This window comes from Neptunomonas marina (assembly GCF_004005935.1).
Lineage (GTDB): Bacteria > Pseudomonadota > Gammaproteobacteria > Pseudomonadales > Balneatricaceae > Neptunomonas > Neptunomonas marina.
The window spans coordinates 229,097-253,114 of sequence record NZ_SACQ01000003.1 but is presented as its reverse complement, the minus strand read 5'-3'; the positions used below and the strand labels follow the sequence as shown (position 1 = coordinate 253,114).

At 48.9% G+C, this 24,018-nt stretch carries 21 protein-coding genes; 17 read left to right on the top strand and 4 right to left on the bottom strand.

The features are described 5' to 3' along the window. Positions 1-2 precede the first annotated feature (2 nt). A complete protein-coding gene (locus EOE65_RS08770; protein ID WP_127693934.1) occupies positions 3-926 on the bottom strand; it encodes an AraC family transcriptional regulator in 924 nt (307 codons plus the stop codon). A 180-nt stretch (positions 927-1,106) separates the two neighbouring features. Between EOE65_RS08770 and EOE65_RS08765 the strand changes: the two genes are divergently transcribed. The 10 genes from EOE65_RS08765 to pta all read left to right on the top strand — a co-directional run bounded on the left by EOE65_RS08765 (position 1,107) and on the right by pta (position 14,044). Next, positions 1,107-2,600, top strand: a complete 1,494-nt coding sequence (locus tag EOE65_RS08765; protein ID WP_127693933.1) for a CoA-acylating methylmalonate-semialdehyde dehydrogenase — start codon at positions 1,107-1,109, stop codon at positions 2,598-2,600. 128 nt (positions 2,601-2,728) lie between these two features. Next, the gene (locus EOE65_RS08760) at positions 2,729-3,886 is read left to right on the top strand and encodes an acyl-CoA dehydrogenase family protein (RefSeq protein ID WP_127693932.1); all 1,158 of its coding nucleotides are present in this window, start codon (positions 2,729-2,731) and stop codon (positions 3,884-3,886) included. Between the two features lie 18 nt (positions 3,887-3,904). Further along, positions 3,905-4,681, top strand: a complete 777-nt coding sequence (locus EOE65_RS08755) for an enoyl-CoA hydratase (RefSeq protein WP_127693931.1) — start codon at positions 3,905-3,907, stop codon at positions 4,679-4,681. A 15-nt stretch (positions 4,682-4,696) separates the two neighbouring features. Then, the gene (locus tag EOE65_RS08750; protein WP_127693930.1) at positions 4,697-5,797 is read left to right on the top strand and encodes an enoyl-CoA hydratase/isomerase family protein; all 1,101 of its coding nucleotides are present in this window, start codon (positions 4,697-4,699) and stop codon (positions 5,795-5,797) included. A gap of 36 nt (positions 5,798-5,833) precedes the next feature. Next, positions 5,834-6,724, top strand: coding sequence for a 3-hydroxyisobutyrate dehydrogenase (gene mmsB / locus EOE65_RS08745; RefSeq protein ID WP_127693929.1), 891 nt, complete (start codon positions 5,834-5,836; stop codon positions 6,722-6,724). An 82-nt stretch (positions 6,725-6,806) separates the two neighbouring features. Next, complete coding sequence (locus EOE65_RS08740; RefSeq protein ID WP_127693928.1) at positions 6,807-8,696, top strand: AMP-binding protein; 1,890 nt, start codon at positions 6,807-6,809, stop codon at positions 8,694-8,696. Positions 8,697-8,898: 202 nt separating this feature from the next. Continuing rightward, positions 8,899-9,780, top strand: a complete 882-nt coding sequence (locus tag EOE65_RS08735) for a DMT family transporter (RefSeq protein WP_127693927.1) — start codon at positions 8,899-8,901, stop codon at positions 9,778-9,780. A 238-nt stretch (positions 9,781-10,018) separates the two neighbouring features. Next, the gene (gene ald / locus EOE65_RS08730; RefSeq protein ID WP_127693926.1) at positions 10,019-11,125 is read left to right on the top strand and encodes an alanine dehydrogenase; all 1,107 of its coding nucleotides are present in this window, start codon (positions 10,019-10,021) and stop codon (positions 11,123-11,125) included. A gap of 62 nt (positions 11,126-11,187) precedes the next feature. Beyond that, positions 11,188-12,951, top strand: coding sequence for a sulfoacetaldehyde acetyltransferase (gene xsc / locus EOE65_RS08725; protein ID WP_127693925.1), 1,764 nt, complete (start codon positions 11,188-11,190; stop codon positions 12,949-12,951). Positions 12,952-13,051: 100 nt separating this feature from the next. Continuing rightward, positions 13,052-14,044 (top strand): phosphate acetyltransferase, encoded by a 993-nt coding sequence (gene pta, locus EOE65_RS08720; protein ID WP_127693924.1) that lies wholly within the window; start codon positions 13,052-13,054, stop codon positions 14,042-14,044. A gap of 89 nt (positions 14,045-14,133) precedes the next feature. On the opposite strand, the gene EOE65_RS08715 is transcribed toward pta, so the two are convergent. Next, positions 14,134-14,562: an Rrf2 family transcriptional regulator gene (locus EOE65_RS08715; RefSeq protein WP_127693923.1), complete on the bottom strand. Its 429-nt coding sequence runs from the start codon at positions 14,560-14,562 to the stop codon at positions 14,134-14,136. 479 nt (positions 14,563-15,041) lie between these two features. On the opposite strand from EOE65_RS08715, the gene EOE65_RS08710 reads away from it, so the two are divergent. From EOE65_RS08710 to EOE65_RS08700, 3 genes are read left to right on the top strand one after another with little or no spacing between them, the layout of a single operon-like run. Further along, a complete protein-coding gene (locus EOE65_RS08710; protein ID WP_240656951.1) occupies positions 15,042-15,794 on the top strand; it encodes an amino acid ABC transporter substrate-binding protein in 753 nt (250 codons plus the stop codon). Positions 15,795-15,820: 26 nt separating this feature from the next. Next, positions 15,821-16,492 carry an amino acid ABC transporter permease gene (locus EOE65_RS08705; RefSeq protein WP_127693922.1) on the top strand — a complete coding sequence of 224 codons (672 nt, stop codon included), beginning with the start codon at positions 15,821-15,823 and terminating at the stop codon, positions 16,490-16,492. Next, the gene (locus EOE65_RS08700) at positions 16,489-17,229 is read left to right on the top strand and encodes an amino acid ABC transporter ATP-binding protein (protein ID WP_127693921.1); all 741 of its coding nucleotides are present in this window, start codon (positions 16,489-16,491) and stop codon (positions 17,227-17,229) included. Before EOE65_RS08705 ends, EOE65_RS08700 begins: the two co-directional genes overlap by 4 nt. A 24-nt stretch (positions 17,230-17,253) precedes the next feature. On the opposite strand, the gene EOE65_RS08695 is transcribed toward EOE65_RS08700, so the two are convergent. Beyond that, the gene (locus EOE65_RS08695; RefSeq protein ID WP_127693920.1) at positions 17,254-18,141 is read right to left on the bottom strand and encodes a hypothetical protein; all 888 of its coding nucleotides are present in this window, start codon (positions 18,139-18,141) and stop codon (positions 17,254-17,256) included. Positions 18,142-18,498: 357 nt separating this feature from the next. Between EOE65_RS08695 and EOE65_RS08690 the strand changes: the two genes are divergently transcribed. From EOE65_RS08690 to EOE65_RS08675, 4 genes are all read left to right on the top strand, one after another. Then, positions 18,499-19,296 (top strand): CHAD domain-containing protein, encoded by a 798-nt coding sequence (locus tag EOE65_RS08690; protein WP_127693919.1) that lies wholly within the window; start codon positions 18,499-18,501, stop codon positions 19,294-19,296. 116 nt (positions 19,297-19,412) lie between these two features. After that, complete coding sequence (locus EOE65_RS08685) at positions 19,413-19,838, top strand: hypothetical protein (RefSeq protein ID WP_127693918.1); 426 nt, start codon at positions 19,413-19,415, stop codon at positions 19,836-19,838. 186 nt (positions 19,839-20,024) lie between these two features. After that, positions 20,025-21,311, top strand: a complete 1,287-nt coding sequence (gene brnQ / locus EOE65_RS08680; protein WP_276317501.1) for a branched-chain amino acid transport system II carrier protein — start codon at positions 20,025-20,027, stop codon at positions 21,309-21,311. A 310-nt stretch (positions 21,312-21,621) separates the two neighbouring features. Continuing rightward, positions 21,622-23,184, top strand: a complete 1,563-nt coding sequence (locus EOE65_RS08675; protein ID WP_206052639.1) for a peptidoglycan-binding domain-containing protein — start codon at positions 21,622-21,624, stop codon at positions 23,182-23,184. Between the two features lie 62 nt (positions 23,185-23,246). On the opposite strand, the gene EOE65_RS08670 is transcribed toward EOE65_RS08675, so the two are convergent. Continuing rightward, positions 23,247-23,966: an SIMPL domain-containing protein gene (locus EOE65_RS08670; RefSeq protein ID WP_127693916.1), complete on the bottom strand. Its 720-nt coding sequence runs from the start codon at positions 23,964-23,966 to the stop codon at positions 23,247-23,249. Positions 23,967-24,018 lie beyond the last annotated feature (52 nt).

The window sequence follows — 24,018 nt, the reverse complement described above, 5'->3', positions numbered from 1 at the left end:
TATTACTCCGCCTTGTAAGAGACAGCCCCGGTACGCATTCGGCGATATTGGGTGGGCGAGATACCCATCACCTTTTTGAAAATACGCGAAAAATAGTAAGCATCGTCGTAACCAACCGCAAAGCTGACCTCGCCAATCGCGTTATTGGTTGCATCCAACAGATAGCAGGCTTTCTCTATTTTTAGGTGAATAAAGTGGTTGATCGGCGTCGTGCCGGTCAGCTCTTTGTACTTGGTTACAAAGTGAAACTTTGACAGGTTTGCTGCGGCTGCCAGCGTATCTAGATCGAGCTGCTCATGAACGCGTGCTTGCATCAAGCTATGAATACGCTCTAAATCCAGAGAGTTTGCCGCCTCTTGTTGACGGGCAAGCGGCCTGATCTCTGCGATGAGCGTTAACAACTGCCTTAACAAGCTTGAGGCATGAATGAAGCCATTGAGGTCGTAGCTGGTTTGTCGGCTGCCCAGCAATGCCTCAAACTCGCCAACCAGTCTTGAGTGCATGCCCAGTGGTGTGACATAGGAGGATGTGTTGTCTCCCGGGCCTGCGCTGTTAGCAATATAGTCAATAAAGTCGTCGGCTCTTGGGCCTGCGAAGTGAATCCAATAGATTGTCCAAGGTTGTGAATGGTCGGCGTGATAAGCGTGGCTTTTGCCGCGCGGCAGCAGAATTAAGTCACCTGCTTGAATGTGATATTCACTCTTTTCGACGGTTAACTTACCGGCACCATCTAAGCAATAGATCAATAGGTAGTCATCATGTGTGCGCCGCAACATAGTGTGGTTTCTAGCACTTTTGTAGTATCCGAAGCCCATGGGATATAGGTCTTGGCTGATCGGATGATGACGTAATTGGTCAATGATTTTGCGTGGCACAACAAAACGAGAGCTCTCGGGCGGGAGTGGCCACTTAGATGGTTGGCTCATATCGTTAGACCTTTGTATTAGGGAATACCACTATTATATCGCAAGATAGTCCAGTAATCTCACAATATTATCAATCCCGAGCACCTCGGGGCTGTGCTTAAATGACGTTAACGTAAACATGCAAAGCTAAGCGCGATGCACAACCAGACAACAATAATATAACGGGGCAAGGTACAGATTATGACTCAACAAGTTCCTCTACTGATTAACGGCGAACTCGTCCAGAGTAAAACAGAGAACTGGATTCCAGTTACAAACCCAGCAACACAGGAAGTGATTGCGCAGGTGCCTTGCGCGACTGAGCAAGAAGTAGAACAGGCGATCGATGCAGCAAAAGCGGCATTCGAAACTTGGAAAGATATGCCAGTAGGTGAGCGTGCGCGTTTAATGCTGCGCTACCAAGCGATCTTGAAAGATCGCCAAGAAGATATCGCACGCCTGATTTCGCAAGAGGTGGGTAAGACGTTTGAAGATGCGAAAGGCGACGTATGGCGTGGTATCGAAGTTGTAGAGCACGCTTGTAATATCGCATCACTATCTATGGGTGAAACGGTTGAAAACGTAGCACGTAAGATCGATTGCTACAGCATCACTCAGCCACTCGGTGTATGTGTAGGTATCACACCGTTTAACTTCCCTGCGATGATCCCTTTGTGGATGTTCCCAATGGCGATCGCGTGCGGTAACACATTTGTTCTTAAGCCATCTGAGCAAGACCCACTAACACCTATGTTGTTAGCTGAGTTGTTCAAAGAGGCGGGCGCACCAGACGGCCTTCTGCAGGTTGTTCACGGTGGTAAAGAGGTGGTTGATCAGTTGCTGGTTCACAAAGACACACCAGCGATCTCTTTCGTAGGTTCTGTTGCTGTAGGTGAGCACATCTACCGTACTGGCACGGACAAAATGAAGCGCGTTCAGGCGTTTGCGGGTGCGAAGAACCACATGGTTGTCATGCCAGATGCGCAGAAGAACCAAGTTATCAATAACATCGCAGGTGCGTCTGTAGGTGCTGCGGGTCAGCGCTGCATGGCGATCTCTGTTGCGGTATTCGTTGGTGAATCTCGCGAGTGGATCCCAGAAGTGCGTGATGCACTGGCAAAAGTACGCCCAGGTGCGTGGGATGATCCAGAAGCGGGCTACGGTCCACAAATCAATCCTCAGGCTAAGCAACGTATCTTGAACTTCATCCAAGAGGGTAAAGATGCGGGTGCTGAATGTATTCTCGATGGTTCTGAGTGTGTTGTAGATGGTTTTCCAGATGGTAACTGGGTTGGCCCAACGATGTTCCGTAACGTGACAACGGATATGTCGATCTACCAAGAGGAGATCTTCGGCCCTGTTCTGATCGCTATCGAAGTTGACACGATCGAAGAAGCGATCGAGATGATCAACAACAACCCTTACGGTAACGGTACATCAATCTTTACGGCATCCGGTGCGGCTGCTCGTAAGTACCAGCACGAGATCAAAGTAGGTCAGGTCGGTATCAACGTACCGGTGCCTGTACCTCTACCAATGTTCTCATTCACTGGCTGGAGAAAGTCATTCTACGGTGATCAGCACGCTTACGGTAAGCAGGCTGTTAAGTTCTACACCGAAACGAAGACGATCACGGCGCGTTGGTTCGAAGATGATATCGATACTGGCGTAAACACTACGATTAACCTGAAGTAACACTAGGGTTTTATCGGACGGTACGAAGCAAAGTCTTGGGGGCCTTTTAGTGTTCTCAAGACTTTTCTGTATATAACAATAAGAAAAAAATGGTGTTGGCTCGATAACACCCTGAAAGGGAGAAACCGATGGATTTCGAACTGAATGAAGATCAGATCGCTTTTGCAGACATGGCAAAAGCCTTTGCTCAAAATGAGATGGAACCTCACGCCGCAGAGTGGGATGAGAAACAGATATTTCCAGTAGAGACCCTGCAAAAAGCAGGTGAACTCGGTTTTTGTGGTCTCTACTCCCCAGAGGAAGCGGGTGGCTTAGGTCTCAGTCGCTTGGACTCGAGTATTATTTTTGAACAACTCGCGATGGGCTGTACCTCAACCACCGCATTTATCACGATCCACAACATGGCCACTTGGATGATCGCGGACTTCGCGAATGAAACGACGCGTGATTTTTGGTGCCCTGATCTCACCTCGGGTCAAAAGTTGGCCTCCTATTGTTTAACCGAGCCAAACGCAGGCTCGGATGCAGCATCTCTGAAAACCACAGCACGTCGCGATGGCGATAATTATGTGCTCAACGGCAGCAAAATCTTCATCTCGGGTGCGGGTAGCACCGATGTGCTTGTGGTGATGGCACGGACTGGCGAGGATGGGCCGAAAGGTATCTCGGCTTTTGCAGTAGACGCCAAGCTTGACGGCATTGTTTACGGCCGAAAAGAGGACAAGATGGGCTGGAATAGCCAGCCGACTCGCATGATCACCTTCGAAGATGTGGTGATCCCGGCGAGCTGCTTGATGGGTAATGAGGGCGATGGCTTTAAGATCGCGATGAAAGGCCTCGATGGTGGGCGTATCAATATAGCGACCTGCTCGGTAGGCACTGCGCAAGCTGCGTTGAATCGTGCCAAAGAATATATGCACGAGCGTAAGCAGTTTGGTAAAGAACTTGCCCAGTTCCAAGCGCTGCAGTTTAAGTTGGCAGATATGGCGACTGAGTTGGTGGCCGCTCGCCAAATGATTCGTTTAGCAGCCAGCAAGTTGGATGCTAACCACCCAGACAAAACGACGTACTGCGCGATGGCGAAACGTTTTGCAACAGATGTGTGCTTCAACATCTGTGATGAAGCGCTACAGATCTTTGGTGGTAACGGCTACATCAAAGAGTATCCGATGGAGCGTTATGTCCGCGATAACCGTGTTCACCGGATCTTGGAAGGTACGAACGAGATTATGCGCGTTATCGTTGCGCGCCGACTACTGCTAGAAGACGCAGCGGACATTCTGTAACAGGTTTTGGAGAAGAAAATGACCGACAAATTGATCGTTGAAAAACAGGGTAACGTTGCTGTCATCACCATGAACAACCCGCCAGCAAACACCTGGACGGAAGAGAGCCTCAAAGGCTTGGTGCAAGTTGTAAAAGACTTAAATGCAGATCGTGATATTTATAGCTTAGTACTGAAAAGCGACAGCGAAAAATTCTTCTCTGCTGGCGCAGATTTGAACCTATTTGCTGATGGTGACCGTTCTGTGGCACGTGATATGGCACGCTACTTCGGCGAAGCATTCGAGACGTTATCTCAGTTCCGTGGGGTCTCTATCGCTGCTATCAACGGCTGGTCGATGGGCGGTGGTCTAGAAGTTGCCCTAGCGTGTGATATCCGTATCGCAGAAGAGCAAGCTCAGATGGCATTGCCTGAAGCGAAAGTCGGCTTGTTGCCATGTGCAGGTGGTACACAGAACCTAACCATGCTGGTGGGTGAGGGCTGGGCGAAGAAGATGATCCTGTGTGGTGAGCGTGTTAAAGCGCCGAAAGCACTGGAGATTGGCTTGGTCGAAGAGATGGTTGAGACCGGTAAGTCAGCTGAACGTGCTCTTGAACTGGCACAGCAAGTTGCAGAGCAGAGCCCAACAGCGGTCGCAGCTTGTAAACAACTGATTCAGTCTAACCGCACCCAACATTGGGATCAGGGTTATATCCTTGAGCGTGAGCTTTTTGTTGACCTGTTCCACAGTGAGGATCAAAAAGAGGGTGTGAATGCCTTCTTGAAAAAACGCGCACCGCAATGGAAAAACCGCTAAGCAAGGAGCGAGATAATGAGTGCAGTACGCTTTACAGAGCACGCCACGCAAGACGGTAAAAAGATCGTAGAGATCTGCCTGAACGCGGAAAAGTCGCTAAATGCGTTAACCCTTGAGATGGTCGATCTTATCCAGCCAAAGTTGGATGCATGTAAAAACGATGATGATGTTGTCGCGATTGTCTTAGATGGTGCCGGTGAGAAAGCTTTTTGTGCCGGTGGTGATGTTGTCGGGCTTTACAAGTCGATGACAGGTGAAGGTGACAAAGATCTACCGGAAACCTTTTTTACCCGCGAGTACACATTAGATTACACGATCCACACCTACCCCAAGCCAATCATCTGTTGGGGTGCGGGCATCGTTATGGGTGGCGGCATGGGCCTAATGAGTGGTTGCAGTCACCGCGTTGTGACAGAAACCACCATGATGGCAATGCCTGAGGTGACCATTGGTTTATACCCTGATGTGGGCGGTACTTGGTTCCTCAACCGTACGCCAGGCCGCACAGGTCTGTTCTTAGGTTTGACGGGCGCTCGCATGAATGCGGCAGACGCCATCTTCTTGGGCATGGCTGACCGTAAGGTTGCGGTAGAGCAGCGCGGTGCCATGTTTGAAGCGCTTCAAGCGGCTACATGGAATGGCAACAACTATTCGGTGGTTAGCGCGGTATTACGCCAGCTTGAGCGTCAATCCGCAGCCGCGTTTGAACAGATGAGCTCGCCAGTAGCAGCTCACTTTGATCAAATCCAAGCCCTAACGGACTACGACTCGGCTGCAGAGATCCATGCCGCGATCCAAAGCTTGGAGACGGACGATAAATGGCTGCAAAAAGCTAAAGCTGCGATAGGTCATGGCAGCCCGTTGGCGGTACAGATGATCTATCGCCAGTTGCAGAATACGCTGCATATGTCGCTCAAAGAGGTCTTCCAGTCTGAGCTGGTATTGTCGGTTCAATGTTGCCGCCATCGCGAATTCCCTGAGGGTGTACGCGCGTTGCTGGTTGATAAAGACGGTAAACCGCAATGGACCTTCAGCTCGGTTGATGATGTTGATCCGGCGTTTTTAGACGAACTCTTTGTATCTCCATGGGAAACTAATCCGTTAGCGTCGCTGTAACGGATCGAATTAATAACGATAAGAAAGGTAGAGAAAATGGCTACGATAGGATTTATTGGTTTAGGAAACATGGGCGGCCCAATGGCGATCAACTTGGTCAAGGGCGGCCACAGTGTTAAGGCGTTTGACCTTTCAGACGAAGCGATCCAGCGCGTTGTCAGCGAAGGCGGCAGTGCAGCGGCATCTGCGAAAGAAGCGGTGATGGATGCTGACTTTGTTGTTTCCATGCTGCCGGCAGGCAAGCACGTACAAGGCCTATTTGTCACAGGTGACGATCCACTATTTGAGTATGTTAAAGACGGTGCGTTGATCATCGACTCTTCCACGATTGATGCCGCTACGGCGCGTCAAGTTGCGGATGCGGCGCAAGCACGCGGTATCAGTTTTATTGATGCACCAGTATCCGGCGGCGTAGGTGGTGCTGTTGCGGGTACGCTGGCCTTCATGGTGGGTGCATCGGACGCTGAGTTTGCCAAAGCGAAACCGGTTCTTGACTGCATGGGTAAAAACATCTTTCACGCAGGTGCTCATGGCGCGGGCCAAGTGGCAAAGGCATGTAACAACATGCTGCTTGCGATCCTGATGACGGGCACCAGTGAAGCGCTGAATATGGGTATGAAGAACGGTTTGGATCCTGCGGTTCTGTCTGAAATCATGAAGCAGAGCTCTGGTAACAATTGGGCATTGCAGGTCTATAACCCAGTACCGGGCGTGATGGACGGTGTTCCATCGAGTAACGATTACCAAGGCGGCTTCCAAGTTGATCTGATGTTCAAAGATCTCGGACTTGCCATGGAGATGAGCCAGCAAAGTGCTTCTCCAGTCCCAATGGGATCGCAAGCACGTGCTTTGTTTAACCTTCACAAAGTCAATGGCAACGGCGGGCTGGACTTCTCCAGCGTTCTGAAGCTGTACCAAGATCAGTAAGCTGATCAATCGCGCCCTGTAACGGAAGCGGGGCGCTTACTTCATTGCCGTAATAACAATAAAGAACGCATGAGGCCTTTCCATGGGATATAAAGAAGAATATCTAAATGCGCTTGAGAGCCCAGAATCCTATTGGGCTGAGCAGGCGAAAGCGATCAGCTGGTTTAAAGCGCCTGAAACCATTTTAGAAAAAACGGAACATGGTACGTACTGTTGGTACCCCGATGGTGAGCTTAACAGCTGCTATTTGGCTGTCGATAAACAGATCGAAGAGGGGCGTGGTGAACAGGTCGCGCTCTATTACGACTCGCCCGCTGCTGATAAGAAAGAAGCGATCACCTACAACCAGTTACACGAGCGTGTAGCGCGTTTTGCGGGTGCGTTGAAAGGGTTGGGCGTTGAGAAAGGTGACCGTGTTGTCATCTACATGCCGATGATCCCTGAAGCGGCCGTTGCCATGCTTGCTTGTGCACGCTTGGGTGCAATCCACTCGGTTGTGTTTGGTGGTTTTGCTGCAAACGAGTTAGCAATCCGTATTGATGATGCTACACCTAAGCTGATCTTGACCGCGTCTTGCGGTATCGAGTTTGATAAGAAGATCGCTTACAAGCCGCTCGTAGATAAAGCCGTCGAGCTGTCGACGCATAAACCCTCCCACACGGTTGTTTGTCAGCGCGAGATGCTCACGGCAGAGATGGATCCCGCCCGTGATCTTGACTGGTATGAGTTCCAAGAGGGTGCTCAACCGGCTGATTGCGTTCCGGTGAAAGGCTCCGATCCGCTTTATATTCTTTATACCTCTGGCACCACTGGCCAACCGAAAGGTATCGTTCGCGATAATGGCGGTCATGCGGTAGCGCTGCGTTATGCGTTTAACAACGTTTACGGTATGCAGGCCGGTGACGTTTGGTGGGGCGCTTCTGATATTGGCTGGGTGGTTGGCCACTCCTTTATTGTTTATGGGCCTTTGATGGGCGGTGGCAGCGCAATCTTCTTTGAAGGCAAGCCGATTCGTAACCCCGATGCGGGCACGTTCTGGCGTGTTATCGAAGAGTATGGCGTCAACTCGATGTTCTGTGCGCCAACGGCGTTCCGTGCTATCCGTAAAGAAGACCCAGAAGGTGCGCTCTCGAAGAACTATAACCTCTCGAGCCTGCGCTGGGTGTTTGTTGCTGGCGAAAAGCTTGATTCATCAACATATGACTGGTTGAGCGGACTACTCGGCGTACCGGTTATTGATCACTGGTGGCAAACAGAAACGGGCTGGCCGATGACCTCACCTATGATGGGTTGGGATAATCCATCCGAGGCGCGTTTAGGCTCTACTAACAAACCTATTCCGGGCTACGATATTCGTGTTCTTGACGGCGATGGTAACGATGTTGAGCCAAATGAGTCAGGCAATATTTGTGTGACGTTACCTATGCCACCGGGTGTGGCATGGAGTATCTGGAATAAACCGCAGCGCTATATCGACTCTTACCTAACGGCATTCCCTGGCTTTTATCACACCGGTGATGGTGGCTTCAAAGATGACGATGGCTACATCTACATCACGGGGCGTACGGACGATGTGATCAATGTCTCGGGCCACCGTCTATCTACCGGTGAGATGGAGGAAGTGGTTTCTGCTCACCCAGCAGTGGCGGAGTGTGCCGTGATCGGTGTAACTGATTCACTGAAAGGACAGCTACCGGTTGGTTTGATCGTTCTCAAAGCGGGTGAAGAGATCAGCGAAGAGGACTTAGAGCAGGAGCTAGTGGCACGAGTACGTGACCAAGTGGGTGCGCTGGCATGTTTCCGCCGTGCTGTTGTGGTGGATCGTCTGCCTAAAACGCGGTCCGGTAAAATCTTGCGCGCGATCTTGCGCAAGATCGCTGCTGCTGAGAGTTACAAAATGCCATCAACGATCGATGATGAAACGATCTTGCCTGAGATCGAAGAGGTGCTGAAAGAGCGCGGCTTCGTATAACGGCAATAGATGGTAAACCTAACAATGGCACCTTCGGGTGCCATTTTTCGTTTCAGGGCGAAGTGATTGTAATTGGCCTTTAAAAACTAACAGGTCGCACTGACTTTTTGGGCTTCACATCACCGCTATCTATGGTCTTGAGAGGCATGTCTGCGCTAGGCTTGGTCGGTCGTCAATATCCTTAAGATGGAAGTAGTTAGATATGAATGAGCGCAAAGCGCTGTTGTTTGCCTTAGGGGCGGTATTGCTTTGGTCCACCGTAGCAACGGCCTTTAAAATTACCTTGAGCTATTTTACACCGGTCCAGATGCTGTTTTTGTCGAGCGGATTTTCTATCCTTGCTCTGGTGCTTGTAGCCGGTGTTCAAGGGAAGCTTTCATTGATCGGCGATGTGTTTCGCTCGCGCCCGCTATTTTTTGTATCGATGGGGCTGATTAACCCCTTGGCCTACTATTTGGTGCTCTTTGCCGCCTATGATCTGCTTCCCGCCTCACAAGCTCAGCCGCTGAACTATAGTTGGGCGATCACCTTGACCTTGATGGCGGCATTTTTCTTGGGGCATCCCATTCGGCGTTACGATATCTGGGCAATCCTTTTTGGCTATCTAGGTGTTGTGGTGATAGCCACGAAGGGAGATATATTGGGGCTGCAATTTGATAGTCCATTAGGTGTTGGTTTGGCGCTGTTCTCTACGATTTTGTGGTCTTCGTATTGGATTCTTAATGCCAAAAATAGTGCTGATCCTGTGCTGTCGGTGCTGCTGGGGTTTATCGTTTCTCTGCCGTTGTCTGGCGCAATGAGCCTGTGGGAAGGTGCTTGGCAACCGGTACCTTGGCAGGGATGGTTCGCGGTCGGTTACGTGGGCTTTTTTGAGATGGGTATTACCTTTGTGCTGTGGCTAACGGCGCTTAAGAGTACCGAAAACACTGCCCGTATCAGTAACTTGATCTTTATCTCGCCCTTTATCTCGCTGTTATTGCTCGCCACAATTATCGGTGAAGAGATCCATTTGGCGACGATTGTTGGCCTTGTTCTTATTGTCGTGGGTTTGCTCATTCAGCAAATGAAACGCCAATCTAACTAAATTAATTATTATATTTTTCAATATGTTATAGCCAGCGCTGCGGTTCTTTTCGCGCTGGCTTCCCGCCTTGAAATGCCTTTCTACTCACTGGCGTAAGCTCTGGCAACTATCTGGCCCTACTCGTAAACAGGGCTGGATCCTAATCTGTTTACAACGTGATGGGGCAGCAAATTTCGGTTTTGCGTCCGAAGTGCTCCATCCAACTCCAAGTAAATAAAAACAGATAAAGGAGTGCGAGATGCTGATAGGTGTCCCTAAAGAGATAAAAAACCACGAATACCGTATCGGTATGGTGCCTGCAAGTGTGCAAGAGCTGACGAGCCGTGGCCATCAAGTGGTTGTTGAAACCAATGGCGGTGCTGGCATCGGCTTTAGCGATGATGACTACCGCGCAGCAGGTGCGTCCATTGCAGCGACGGCAGAAGAGATCTTCGCCGCAGCAGATATGATCGTCAAAGTAAAAGAGCCTCAAGCGGTAGAGCGCAAGATGTTGCGCCCCGGCCAATTGTTATTTACCTATCTTCACCTCGCGCCCGATCCAGAACAAACAGATGACCTTCAGGCGAGCCAAGCAACGTGTATCGCTTATGAAACCGTAACCTCTCCTAACGGCGGTTTGCCGCTGCTGGCACCGATGTCGGAAGTCGCTGGCCGCATGTCTATCCAGGCGGGAGCTGCGTGCCTTGAGAAGTCCAAGTTGGGCCGTGGCATGTTGCTAGGCGGTGTTCCCGGTGTTGAGCCTGCCAAAGTCGTGATCATCGGCGGTGGTGTTGTGGGCAGTAACGCAGCGCGTATGGCGATTGGCCTAGGTGCACGGGTCGTGATTCTTGATCGTAACATCGATGTGCTGCGCCGCCTTGTGGCTGAATTTGGTACGTCAGTTGAGACGGTTTATTCCAGCAAAGCAGCCCTTGAAGAGCATGTTCTGAGTGCAGATTTGGTTATCGGTGGCGTGCTCATTCCGGGTGCAGCTGCGCCAAAGTTGGTGACAAAAGAGATGGTCGCGCAGATGAAACCAGGCGCTGCTGTTGTTGATGTGGCAATCGATCAAGGCGGTTGTTTTGCAACGTCACACCCAACGACACACCAAGAACCCACCTACATCGTGGATGATGTTGTGCACTACTGCGTTGCCAACATGCCGGGCGCTGTAGCGCGCACGTCGACGCTTGCACTGAACAACGCAACCTTACCTTACATCGTTGCCTTGGCCGATCTTGGCTGGGAAGAGGCCCTGCGCCGCGACCCGCATTTGGCGAATGGCCTCAACGTACATGCCGGCAATATTACTAGCGAAGAAGTGGCAACAGCACTTGGACGCGAATACGTGCCTTACAACCCATAACTTGAATTGAAACTCCGGTGTGCTGCTTTTGGCACACCCTCCAATAATAAGGAAAACTGACTATGCCTCGTATGACTCCAAGTGAAGCAATGGTGGAAACACTCGTTGCAAACGGCGTAACTGACTGTTTCGGCATCATGGGCTCTGCCTTCATGGATGCGATGGATATCTTTACTCCTGCGGGTATTCGCTTGATCCCTGTCGTGCATGAGCAGGGCGCAGGCCACATGGCAGACGGTTACTCACGCGTTTCTGGCCGCCACGGTGTGTGTATTGCGCAAAACGGTCCAGGTATTACTAACTTTGTTACTGCGATTGCAGCGGCGTACTGGGCGCACTCTCCGGTGGTTTGTATCACACCAGAAACCGGTACAAACTCCCAAGGTCTAGGTGGTTTCCAAGAAGCTCAACAGTTGCCTTTCTTTGAAACAATCACTAAGTACCAAGTCTCTGTTGTGAACAACAACCGTATGGCTGAACTGACAGCTCGTTGCTTCGACCGTGCCATGCTGGAAAACGGCCCAACACAGCTGAATATTCCACGTGACCTTTTCTATGGCGATATCAACTGTGAAATCCCTGAGCCAATCCGCATTGAGCGTTCTGCAGGTGGTGAAGCATCGCTAGACGCGGCGGCTGAGCTACTAGCCAATGCTGAATTCCCAGTGATGATCTCTGGTGGTGGTGTTGTACTCGGTGAAGCATGGGATGAAGCGATCGCTATCTCTGAGCAGCTAGGTATGCCAGTTGTGAACTCTTACCTGCACAATGACTCTTTCCCAGCATCTCACCCAATGTGGTGTGGTCCGCTTGGTTACCAAGGTTCGAAAGCGGGTATGAAATTGATCGCTAAGGCGGATGTTGTCCTAGCACTGGGTACGCGTTTAGGGCCTTTCGGTACACTGCCGCAGCACGGCCTAGATTACTGGCCGAAAGATGCCAAGATCATCCAAGTGGATTGCAATGCGAAGATGCTAGGTCTGGTTAAAAAGATCGACGTAGGCATCTGCGGTGATGCGAAAGCTGCTGCGAAAGCGTTGATGGCACGTCTCGCGGGCATGTCTCCAAAATGTCTTGAAAACCGAGCTGAGCGTGAAGCGACAATCGCAAACGAAAAAGCAGTTTGGGAGAAAGAGCTGGATGAGTGGATTCACGAGAAAGATGAATACTCACTAGACATGATCGCTGAGCAGAACGATGAAGAGGGCAGCTGGCTGCACCCACGTCAGGTACTTCGTGAGCTAGAAAAAGCGATGCCAGCTGACGTGATGGTGTCTACTGATATCGGTAACATCAACTCCGTTTCTAACAGCTACCTGCGCTTCGAGCGTCCACGCTCTTTCTTCGCAGCGATGTCTTTTGGTAACTGCGGTTACGCGCTACCAACGATGATCGGTGCTAAGGTGGCGGCGCCAGATCGTCCGGGTATCTCTTACGCGGGTGATGGCGCATGGGGCATGTCGATGATGGAGATCATGACCTGCGTACGTGAAGATATCCCGGTAACGTCTATTGTCTTCCACAACCGCCAATGGGGTGCTGAGAAGAAAAACCAAGTAGATTTTTACAACCGCCGCTTCGTAGCGGGTGAGTTGGAGAATCCAAGCTTTGCTGATATCGCGCGCTCCATGGGTGCAGAAGGTGTCACTGTAGACAAGCTGGAAGATGTAGGCCCTGCGCTTCAGGAAGCGATTCGTAAGCAGATGGAAGAGCGTAAGACAACGGTTATCGAGATCATGTGTACTCGTGAGCTGGGCGATCCGTTCCGCCGCGACGCGCTGTCTAAGCCTGTACGTCACCTAGAGAAGTACAAAGACTTCGTTTAAGCCTTTCGCTTAACACGTTTTACAACAGGGGCCTTGTGCCCCTGTTTCTTCTCTATGTGAGGCAAATGGATTCGCCAGCGTGACGGAGTGGGTGACTACGATGAAAGCGTTAAATAATATATTCGCACGTGCGGCAGCCGAGCCGCGTCGTATTGTGCTAGCAGAAGGCGAAGACGCACGCGTACTGCAGGCTGCTGCGATCGCTGTTGAGCGTGGTATCGCCAATGTGGTTGTACTGGGTAACGCAGCACGCGTAAAAAGCCTCGCGCAGGCGGAAGGTATCAGTTTGGTCGGTATTGAGCTGGTTGATCCTGCAACAGCGCCAGAACGCTCGCGCTATGCTGAAGTCTTCTATTCGCTGCGCAAAGCGAAGGGTATGACCAAGGCGCAGGCGGAAGAGGCAATCGCGGATCCGCTACACTATGCGCAAATGATGGTGCGTGAAGGTGATGCGGATGGATCGGTAGCCGGTGCTGTTTACACAACAGGCGACACCGTACGTGCTGCGATTCAGATTATCGGTATGGCGCCACAAAGCTCACTGGTTTCAAGTTTCTTCTTGATGATGCTGTGTGAGCCATTTCATGATTTAAAGGGCGGGGTCATCTTTTCTGATTGCGGATTAGTAATAGATCCCGATGCTGAGCAACTGGCTAATATCGCAATGTCAGCTGCAGATAGCGCCCAAAATTTGCTGGGTGAAGCGCCGCGGGTTGCGATGCTCTCGTTCTCCACCAGTGGCAGCGCCTCTCACGCCGCAGTAACGAAAGTGGTTGAAGCAACCAACCGAGTGAAAGCACAACGGCCCGAGATGATTATTGATGGTGATGTACAGCTCGATGCTGCGATTGTCGCTGAAATCGCCGAGCGTAAAGTTGCCAACTCCCAAACTCATGGTCGCGCCAATGTGCTGGTATTCCCGAATTTAGAAGCGGGCAACATTGGCTATAAACTTGCCGAGCGCATCGGCAAAGCGGAAGCGATCGGCCCTATTCTACAAGGCTTAAATAAGCCTGCTAATGACCTATCGCGAGGCTGCTCTGTAACGGATATCGTGAATGTAGTAGCTATCACGGTGGTGCAGGCCCAGTAAACCTTGTAGTGATTGAGCACGTTAGTGCTTTGCTTAACTCTCTCAGCGCTTTTGCTGATCTTTCTGCCTATCATTCGATAGGCAGTTTTTTATGCGCCAAAGAGCAGCGGTTTGATGCGTTCTTTATCCGCTGTTACGTCGGCTAACGAATATTGATTCATAACATCGACAAACGCCTGCATTCCTTCATTTAGTGCCTGGCGTAGTTGACACGCGGGTTGTAAACGGCATTTTGTGCCAGCGCAGTCAACCCCATCCAAGTGGTTCTCTAGGGCAACGATGACTTCGCCAATGCATATCTCTTCGGCGGGCTTAGCGAGCGTAATGCCGCCATTTTTACCACGATAGGCTTCGATATAACCGAGCTTGCGCAATTGTCCTACGACTTTAACCATGTGGTTTTGTGAGACCTGATAAGTGTTGGATACCTCGCTGACGCTGCTGAGCTGTTCCGGCGGCAGGCAGGCCAAGTAGATGAGTGTTCGTAAGCCATAGTCTGTAAAGGCAGTTAGGCGCATAAGGACTCCACGCATAGCGTTATATCGTATATGTCTTATGCGTATTTTAGGCACAGCTAAGTCATGTTCGGAAGGCTTCGCCAGGTGAAAGTAGCAGAAAGTTTAACTTGTTTGTTGCATTTCTGATACAACTCAAAAAATCCAGGCATTTGTTTTATATTTTTCCTTATAAGCTAATTACAAATTGTCTGTAGGGCGCTCTATTAAGGTGTTTCGTTTAGTTTACATGGTAACTAAAGTGCGTTGTCACTATCCGTATTTTGTTTGAATTTACCTGTTGCTACCGTGCTAAATAAATCGATAGCTGGTCGACCTTGAACCCGTCAGTATCTGGATCAGATGAATTCTTGCAACGGTCTGTTTCGTGTTAGCTCATTAGCAGAGTTAGACTTTAGTTTACGTTGGATGTATATTTCCCAAAGGTATTAAAATCATTTTGTAAATTTCCTTTGGTTATACATAAAGGGAGCGAGGTCTTTGTGAAAAAGTTTTTCAAACAAGTTGTGTTGGCGGTAGCCTTGGTGAGTGCAAGTGCTGCATCAATTGCAGAGGAAACTGTACGTGTAGGTATGTCGGGTAGTTACTTCCCGTTTACATTTAAGAAGCAGGATGTACTGCAAGGGTTTGAGGTTGATCTTTGGAAAGAGATCGGTAAACGCAATGGCTATAACGTTGAGTTTGTAACGTCCAACTTCTCTGGTCTTTTCGGGCTACTGGAAAGCGGCCGGATCGATACAATCTCAAATCAGATCACCATGACAGAGGCGCGTAAAGCTAAATATCTTTTCTCAGCACCTTACGTGATCGATGGTGCTCAGGTTGTGACGCGCAAAGGTTCTGACATAAAAGGGCCACAAGACCTAAGCGGCAAAGTTGTGGCAGTTAACCTAGGCTCAAACTACGAGTCTTTGCTACGAGGATTGCCAAATAGTGATCAGATCAAAATCAAAACCTATGATACAGGGATCGAGCAAGAGCTAATGCTTGGCCGTATTGATGCCTTTGTGATGGATCGTATTTCATCTGCGCAGTTGATTAAGGAGCACCGTTTACCTTTTGCTCATGCGGGGGAGATATTTGAAAAGATTGAGAATGCGTGGCCATTGCTAAATAACGCGCAGGGAAAAGCGTTGAAAGCGGAGCTAGACAGCACACTTGAAGCGATGCGCAAAGATGGCACCTTAGCGGCTATCTCTAATAAGTGGTTCGATACGGATATCACCGCGCAGTAGATCGTAGAAGCGAGTAGGGCGTTAACATGGGTTTTGATGTTTCATACTTTTTAGAGATCATACCGATTTTACTAGGCTATCTTGGGCTAACCATGAAGATGGCCTCTCTCGGCCTCGTGATCGCGCTGACATTAGCGACCGCGATGGCTATTGTGAGGGTGTTTAAGGTACCGGTGCTCGATTGGATCGTGCAGGTTGTGATCTCCTTTTTCCGTGGAACGCCTCTGCTGGTGCAGCTCTTTCTGCTGTATTACGGGTTGCCGCAGGTCTTCCCAGTGCTGGTGGGTATTGATGCATTTACAGCGGCTGTCATTGGGCTGTCATTACATTTCTCGGCTTACATGGCTGAGACAATACGTGCGGCGATTTTAGGGATCGATCGAAGCCAAATGGAGGCGGCGCTCTCGATTGGTCAGTCGCCTGCGATGGCGATGCGCCGGATCATTCTGCCGCAGGCCGCACGTATAGCGTTGCCTTCGTTGATGAACCAATTTATCGACATGATCAAGTCCACATCGCTCGCATTTACACTGGGGGTAGTGGAGTTGATGGCAACGGCCCAGATGGAAGCCTCGTCTAGTTTTCGCTTTTTCGAGAGTTTCTTGGCAGTGGCGCTGATCTATTGGGTTGTGGTGGTCCTTTTTACCCAGTTACAACTGTATTTAGAAGCTAAGTTGAGTAAGGCGTACCAGCGATGATTAAAATACGTAACTTAACAAAATCATTTAACGGCAGTGCACCTGTGCTTAACGGTATTGACCTAGATATTGAAGAGGGTGAAATTGTCGCCATTATTGGCCCCTCCGGTACAGGAAAGTCTACGCTTTTGCGCTGTGTGAACCTCCTTGAAACGCCAGATGCTGGCAGTATCTCGCTCGATGGTGAAGAGGTCCCCGTTGCTCACGCGAGCAAAGAGCAGACCTTAGGTTTGCGCCGAAAAACCAGCTTTGTTTTCCAAAACTATGGTTTGTTTTTGCATAAAACAGCATTAGAGAATATTGCAGAAGGTTTGATTACCGTTTGGAAGCAGCCAAAGGCGGAAGCCTATAAAAAGGCGCAAGCCATTTTGCAAGATATTGGTTTGGCAGATAAAGCAGATAGCTACCCTGCATCGTTATCAGGGGGACAACAGCAGCGTGTGGGTATAGGCCGTGCTATGGCCTCTCAATCTAAGATCATGCTGTTCGACGAGCCAACATCAGCACTTGATCCAGAGTGGGTGGGAGAGGTGTTACAACTTATCAAGACGCTTGCGACGCGCAAGCAGACTATGTTGATCGTGACTCACGAGATGCGCTTTGCTCGAGAAGTGGCTGATCGCGTTGTGTTTATGGAAGGGGGTAAAATTGTCGAACAGGGCCCGCCTGCCCAACTTTTTGATCAACCCAAGGATCCACGAACGAGAGCATTTTTACAGCGCGTCACATCCGTGTGACGCTGCGACCACGTGCTGCGACAACTAGCTGTTGCGTTGGCTCCAACGGCGCGCAAACGACACCAAACCAATTAAGAACAAACCAGCCGTTGCAGGCAGAGGCACGTTCGTGCTTGGTGGGGCAACCGGCCTATCGCTCTCTAGTCGATAACTGTATGTAAAGCTAACAGACTCATTGGTATTCAAGGTGCCAATATCAAATGCTAAACCGATAACGCTATCGCCCTCTTCGCTCTGCGAACCTTTTAGGTAGTCCTCAGGGTTTACTGACCAGGGGAAGGTCACACCCGTGTTGTGAAATAGATCATCGCTGCTGTAAAGCCCTAGGCTCAACTTGCTGTCTTTACCGGAGGAGACAACCCAATCATTAGCAGAATATTGGTTATCGCCTCGTTGGTTCATAGTCCGATGCGAGTTAATCGTAGAGGCGTCAGGGTCTGGATCTATTGCGCGCAGAAACTGCAACTCGGTCAATGGCGTCTTTGCGGTGATGGTAGTGATGAAATTGATCTGCTCGCTGTCATCATCTAAAAACGTGAGTGTCGATAGGCTAAAGAACGCGTTCTGCCCTTGCCAATCGACTGCCATATCATAAGGGCTGCCGATGGATACATCGTTCAGAGTGCCGGCAAGATCCGTTGGGCCTTCGTTGCTGTTGACGAGTAAAGATGACTGAGTCGAGTAAATGCTGAAAACCTCCCAAGGTCTCCCTGGGAGTAGATAGTCTTTATCGCCAAATTGGCGTTGCCCTGTGGTGTCATACTGAATACCGGGGCTGGCTTTTCCGCCATAACCGAGGGTGCCGTTTTGGCTTACGGCGGTACGTAGGTAATCTCCTTCAATGATGATGGAGGCTGATACTGGTGTTGCCGAAAGCAAACATATTAATGGTGTGATTAATGACGCTTTCATTTTCTATCCTTGAGTTGTTTCTTCTTTGTTTTTTATTCATGCAATAATTGATCCATTAATTTTAAGTTTTTGAATTGTCGTTAAATTAATATTTTATGGGATTTTTTATTTATTGGTTTTGTAAAAGTTACTGACAGGTTTTTTGGCGTAACCCATTGTTTTTTATGGTTTATTTTAGTCTCTTTTTTGCTTCAATATTAATTATTTTTAATCTTTGTTGTTTTTTAAATACATTTTCTAAGTAAATGTTTATCTATTATTTGCATGCTCGTTGAGGCTAGTCAGTGTGCTGACTACGCAATGAACTTAACGACTGTTTAGGTGATCCAAAAGAAAAGCATATAAAGAGATTAACTCATGAGTACGGCGCTATCTGCTTCCACTGTGACTTTGGCCGCGCAGCTGAATCGTCGCCTGCTGCAAACCGTAGATCGGTTGCCCAGTTCTGAGGCCGTTCATGAAGTACGAAAGATTATTAAGCAGCAGCGGTCGTTGCTGTGGTTCCTGCGAACCCGTAAGCACGCAAAACCGATTTTGAAACATAAAAAGCGTTTGCAGGTTTTGGCGCGGCAATTAGCCCCCGCGCGTGAGCATGACGCGCTGGTTGAGTTAGTTCGCAATCGTGCGCGTCGCTCTAAGGGAGCTGAGAAGCGATGTTACAAACAGGTGTTGCCCTACCTCTTTGTCAGCGAGAGGAGAGGTGAGCCTGCACAGGCGTCGCGTCAGATAAACGCGCAAAGCTATCGCAATGTAGTTAGCAAGACGCCGCTGAGCGCATTTGAGTGCGCAACAGACCGATCGGTGGCGATGGCATACGAAAGGGTGTTCAAGCGAGGCAAGCGCCTTTTGCTATCGGTCAAGCGCTGCCCTGACGCAGAGGCTTTGCATCGTTTGCGTAAACAGGTCAAGCATCGCCTTCACTTTCATAAGCTCTTGTTGTCCTCTGATCAGCCTGATCACACGAGGCTTGTTAAACGCCTTAGCCGCTTGGCTGAACTCCTCGGAGAACACCATGACAGCGCTGAGCTGCTGCATTGGCTGAAAGCAGCAGGCCATCTGCCAAAAACGCTGCGGAAGTCGCTTAAACGGTATCTTAGACGCCATCAAGCGGCTCTTGAAAAGAGGAGCTTAGCACTCGGCGCTAAGCTCTACTAGTCCCTGTATTGCCAAATGAGCCTGATGGTTGCAAGTTATGCAACTTCTTCGGCTTCGCTCTTTGTGCTTCTATTGTAATGAGAGACTCCTGCTTCATTGATAGAGGAGTGCACAGTATGTTTTTTACATTGATGGCAGTTACGTTCGGTATCTCTGCTTTTGTTGCTTGGTTATCAGTAACGTTATTTAAGCGTCCCTTGGCCGAGATATTTGAGCGCATTATTAAAGACCCCATTAGTGTTGCTTGGCAAAAGTATGTGGTGTTTGCAACTTATGTTGTCGGCGTATCAGGCGGTGTGAGGATCTATCAATTGGAGCGTTATATCACGGCGCCGCATCATGACGCCGAGATTATTACGCTTTCCGCAGAGCGTTGGGTACTAGAGCTGTATCGAACGGTGATTGAAACACTGCAGAGCATCGCTTGGATGTATCTTATCGTGTTTATCTTCGCATTGGTCGCTTACGTTATCGTCAAAGGATTTGAGTTTAAATACCGCAGTTACGAAGCACCTAAACCAACGCCTGAAAAGAAAGACTAACCTTGCTATCTGAGATAACACTTGAACTAATACTTTGGTATGATTCGCGGCTTTGTTTCCGGCGTTCGATATTAGGCGGTTTGAGACTGGCGGAGTGCGCCAGTTGATGCTCAGCGATGAGAGCGCTTGCTGTTTCATTAAGTATGGTTGAGGTTTACGTTGATAGATCGACTAAGTAAGGCTGATATGCTCGGCCTAGGTTTTATGACATTCGCGTTTTTTCTAGGCGCAGGCAATATTATTTTTCCACCTCTGGCGGGTATGTTTGCTGGGCAAAGCGTGTTGCCAGCGATGCTCGGGTTTCTGACAACAGCGGTGGGTCTTCCGTTGCTAGGCCTGTTTGCGGTAGCGAGAGCAGGCGGTGGTATTCCAGAGATGACCAAACCGCTGGCAGCATGGGTAGGTGTGGTACTTTCAGTTGCAATCTATACCATCATTGGCCCACTCATCGCTGCGCCACGCACTGCTTTAGTGGCGTTTGAGTTGGGTTACCAGCCTTTTTATGCGTCAGCTGAGGGCTCTCAGGTTGTCTATTCTGCAGTATTTTTCTCGGTGGCAACGGCGCTTGCTCTATACCCCGGCAAGTTAATGGATTCTGTTGGTAAAATATTGACCCCGTTATTGATTATTTTGCTACTGACACTGAGCGCTACGGTGCTGTTAGGAGATGCAGGTGACCTGAAGCTTCCAGTAAAGGGGTATGAAAGTGCGCCTTATGTGACGGGATTTATTGAAGGCTACAACACAATGGATGCCTTGGCGTCTATAATGTTCGGTATGCTGATTATCGATATCCTCAAGAAAAAGGGTGTGACCGCGCCATCAGCGCAGTATCGTTACCTTGTTGTTGCAGCGGTTATCGCAGCGTTGGGTTTGGCAGCAGTTTATATCTCGTTGTTCTATTTAGGGGCGAACAATGCTGAGCTGGTGCCGGATGCTCAAAACGGTGGTGCGATTCTTAGCGCCTATGTGCAGCAACAGTTTGGCTTAACAGGCTCTCTTGTATTGGCGGGTGTGATCACGCTGGCATGTCTAACCACCGCTGTTGGATTGATCAGTGCATGTTCTGATTACTTCAACTCATTGTTACCCCGTGTTAGCTATCGTGCTTTTGTGTTTTTGAACGCGTTAGTATGTATTGCGATTGCAAATCTTGATCTGAGCAAGTTGATCGGTTTGAGTATCCCTGTGTTAGTTGCTTCATATCCGATCGCGATTGCGTTGATCATCTACAGCTTAGTAAAAGGCCACCTGGCTACTCCTCATATGACGTTGATCGCAGTATTAGTTGTCTCAACACTTTTCGGGTTCGTTGAGGGGTCTAAAGTCGCAGGTGTCGAGATGAGTTGGCTGGCATTCTTGCCATTTTTTGATGTTGGAATGGCTTGGGTGTCGCCAATAGCTATCGTTATTTCAGCTTCAATATTTATAAGGCTTTTTAAAATAAGCCCGGTAACCGAAGTTAAAGCGTAAATAATTCATAAAAAAGAGAGGAAAAAACCTCTCTTTTTTTATTTGTAAAATCTAAAATATGGTCTATGAAAGATTTTAATAATATTTTTGAGTGTTTATTTTTTGTTAATTTAATTAATGAAAACTGTATGTTAAAGCATATGAATTAATTTTTTGTTAATCTTAACATATTGTTTTTGTTGCATATTTAATACATTTAAATATTTTTCAAACTTTTAATAGACCATCTATTTTTGTAAAGGTTCGCTTAAGTTTTATTTATTAGACTAGTCCCATGTCGAAAAGACAGCCGTCGAACTCAGGAGGACATATGGCTAAGTCTAAGCAAGTTGTTTTTAAATTATCAGTTTTATCTGCTGCAGTATTAATGGCTGCATGTAGCTCAAATAATACTAAGAGCCAACTTACAGAAGCTGGTATTTCAGCTGAACAGCTGGAAGCGCGTCAGCAACAATTGCTAGAGCGTGAAAAACAACTCACTGCGCGTGAAGCACGAGCTGAAAATGCACTGCAAAAAGCACTGGCTTCAAGCAAAGCAGTTGCAACAGGGAATGAACCTCTTCTACCACCTAATGCAAAACCAGGCGAATGTTACGCGCGTGTTTGGGTAGAGCCTTCATACGAGCACTACACAGAAACTGTTCTGGCTAAAGAAGCGAGTGAGCGTGTGGAAGTTATCCCAGCGCGCTTCGAAACGGTTAGCCAGCGTGTAGAAGTGGCTCCAGCAAGCTACCGCATCGAGACGGTACCAGCTCAATACCGCACCGTTAAAGAGCGTAAGCTAGTGAAAGAATCAGGCCTGCGTTGGTTGGTTGATCGCGCTGCTAACTCTGCTCCAGCAAGCCAAGAGTTGCTAAACGCTGCGCGTTCGCACGGTATCAACTTAGACGCTGCTAAGCCTGGCATGTGTTTCCATGAGCACTACACGCCAGCTAAATACGAAACTGTAACTGAAGCGGTATTGGTTCAAGATGCTTACGAGAAAGTAAGCACAACGCCAGCTAAATACCGTTGGGTTGAGAAACAAGTATTGGTTCAAGATGCAACAACTCGTATCGAGCAGGTACCTGCTAAGTACAAGACTGTTACTGAGCAAGTGATCGATAAGCCAGCACACACAACATGGAAAAAAGGCACAGGCCCTATCCAGAAAATCGACTCTGCGACAGGCGAAATCATGTGTTTGGTTGAAGTACCAGCAACGTACAAGACCATCACTAAGCGCGTATTGGTTGCACCTGCAACAACCCGCACAGTTAACGTTCCAACGAAATACGACACTGTTCGTGTGAAAGAGTTGGTTGCAGAAGCGTCTGAACAGCGCCACACGGTAGCGGCGAAATACAAAGATGTGCCTGTTAAGCGTAAGGTATCTGATGTTGAGTTCGTATGGCACGAAGTGCACAACAAAGAGCACCCATCAAGCACGCGCACAGGCAACAAGATCTGCTTGACTGAAACGCCAGCACAGTACAAAACGATCACGCGTCAAGAAGTTGTTCGTGAAGCGCAAAGCCGTAAAGTAGAGATTCCAGCACAATACAAAACTGTAAAAGTGACGCGTGAAGTGTCGCCTGCTCAGGAAAAACGTATCGAGATCCCAGCTGAATACGCTACAGTTAGCCGCAGCAAGCTGAAAGCTGATGGTTTCATGGAGTGGCGCTCAATCCTATGTGAGACAAACATGACTCCACGTACAGTCATGAACATCCAGCGCGCACTTAAAGCAAAAGGCTTTAACCCAGGTGCGGTAGATGGCATCGTTGGTAGCTCAACAGTACGTGCGATCAACGACTTCCAGCGTAAAAACAACCTGCCAGTTGATAAGTACATCAACATCGACACGGTTAAAGCGTTGCAAGTAGAGATCTAATAAAGCACGGCTAAAAGTAAAAAGCCTCTAGTGTCGCTAGAGGCTTTTTTGTATCTGCAGGTTTAATCTGAGAGGTAATACTCTACGGTAGATACAACGCGCACCTTCTTGATATGGGGGTTATTACTATCGCGAGAATAGATACTAAACTGCCCCTGTGATGCTCTCTTAATTTTGCCAAGCTTGCTTTCAGAATCGGCTGCAAATTTCTGTGCGACTTCGCGCGCTTTGCGCGTTGCCTCCTCGATCATCTCCGGTTTCACTTCGTTCAAGCGGGTAAAGAAATACTCCGTTTGTCCTTCATAGTTGTTGCCAATAAAAACGATACCGCGTTTGCCAAGTGACGAAAGGTTACCCATAACGCTGCGGGCTTTATCAACATTGTTGGAGTAGACCGTAACGGTTTGGAAGGCTGAATAACGATATGTTGCGCCGCTATCACCCCCGTATTGTTGGGCGGATTTGTCGGTGATATTCGGGGCAGCAACCGAAATTTCCTCTGCCGAAATGCCGCTATTGATCAAATACTCCTTAATCCACTGAGTTTGTCGCTCAACGCGGCTGTATAGCTCCGCCAAGTCATTACTAGCGACATTAAACTGGATCGGCCACAGCACAATGTCAGCCTTGTACTCCCGTTCCGATAGTCCTTTAACCGTTACGCTGCGGTCAAATGCTTTGTAGCGCGAAGCGGCCTCCGTTAAAAAGTAGCCGAGTGTGCTTAAGCCTAAGATTAGTGAAATACCCAAAATGAGTGCGCTACTGCGGGTAAGAGATGACATAAGTGCTCCTTGATGATGACAACCTCTATAAGTGACTAAGGGTAGAGGATAT

Bases quoted from the DNA above. Each gene is read 5' to 3' on its own strand.
- EOE65_RS08770 (WP_127693934.1), bottom strand. From the start codon at position 926: ATGAGCCAACCATCTAAGTGGCCACTCCCGCCCGAGAGCTCTCGTTTT.
- EOE65_RS08765 (WP_127693933.1), top strand. From the start codon at position 1,107: ATGACTCAACAAGTTCCTCTACTGATTAACGGCGAACTCGTCCAGAGT.
- EOE65_RS08760 (WP_127693932.1), top strand. From the start codon at position 2,729: ATGGATTTCGAACTGAATGAAGATCAGATCGCTTTTGCAGACATGGCA.
- EOE65_RS08755 (WP_127693931.1), top strand. From the start codon at position 3,905: ATGACCGACAAATTGATCGTTGAAAAACAGGGTAACGTTGCTGTCATC.
- EOE65_RS08750 (WP_127693930.1), top strand. From the start codon at position 4,697: ATGAGTGCAGTACGCTTTACAGAGCACGCCACGCAAGACGGTAAAAAG.
- mmsB (WP_127693929.1), top strand. From the start codon at position 5,834: ATGGCTACGATAGGATTTATTGGTTTAGGAAACATGGGCGGCCCAATG.
- EOE65_RS08740 (WP_127693928.1), top strand. From the start codon at position 6,807: ATGGGATATAAAGAAGAATATCTAAATGCGCTTGAGAGCCCAGAATCC.
- EOE65_RS08735 (WP_127693927.1), top strand. From the start codon at position 8,899: ATGAATGAGCGCAAAGCGCTGTTGTTTGCCTTAGGGGCGGTATTGCTT.
- ald (WP_127693926.1), top strand. From the start codon at position 10,019: ATGCTGATAGGTGTCCCTAAAGAGATAAAAAACCACGAATACCGTATC.
- xsc (WP_127693925.1), top strand. From the start codon at position 11,188: ATGCCTCGTATGACTCCAAGTGAAGCAATGGTGGAAACACTCGTTGCA.
- pta (WP_127693924.1), top strand. From the start codon at position 13,052: ATGAAAGCGTTAAATAATATATTCGCACGTGCGGCAGCCGAGCCGCGT.
- EOE65_RS08715 (WP_127693923.1), bottom strand. From the start codon at position 14,562: ATGCGCCTAACTGCCTTTACAGACTATGGCTTACGAACACTCATCTAC.
- EOE65_RS08705 (WP_127693922.1), top strand. From the start codon at position 15,821: ATGGGTTTTGATGTTTCATACTTTTTAGAGATCATACCGATTTTACTA.
- EOE65_RS08700 (WP_127693921.1), top strand. From the start codon at position 16,489: ATGATTAAAATACGTAACTTAACAAAATCATTTAACGGCAGTGCACCT.
- EOE65_RS08695 (WP_127693920.1), bottom strand. From the start codon at position 18,141: ATGAAAGCGTCATTAATCACACCATTAATATGTTTGCTTTCGGCAACA.
- EOE65_RS08690 (WP_127693919.1), top strand. From the start codon at position 18,499: ATGAGTACGGCGCTATCTGCTTCCACTGTGACTTTGGCCGCGCAGCTG.
- EOE65_RS08685 (WP_127693918.1), top strand. From the start codon at position 19,413: ATGTTTTTTACATTGATGGCAGTTACGTTCGGTATCTCTGCTTTTGTT.
- brnQ (WP_276317501.1), top strand. From the start codon at position 20,025: ATGCTCGGCCTAGGTTTTATGACATTCGCGTTTTTTCTAGGCGCAGGC.
- EOE65_RS08675 (WP_206052639.1), top strand. From the start codon at position 21,622: ATGGCTAAGTCTAAGCAAGTTGTTTTTAAATTATCAGTTTTATCTGCT.
- EOE65_RS08670 (WP_127693916.1), bottom strand. From the start codon at position 23,966: ATGTCATCTCTTACCCGCAGTAGCGCACTCATTTTGGGTATTTCACTA.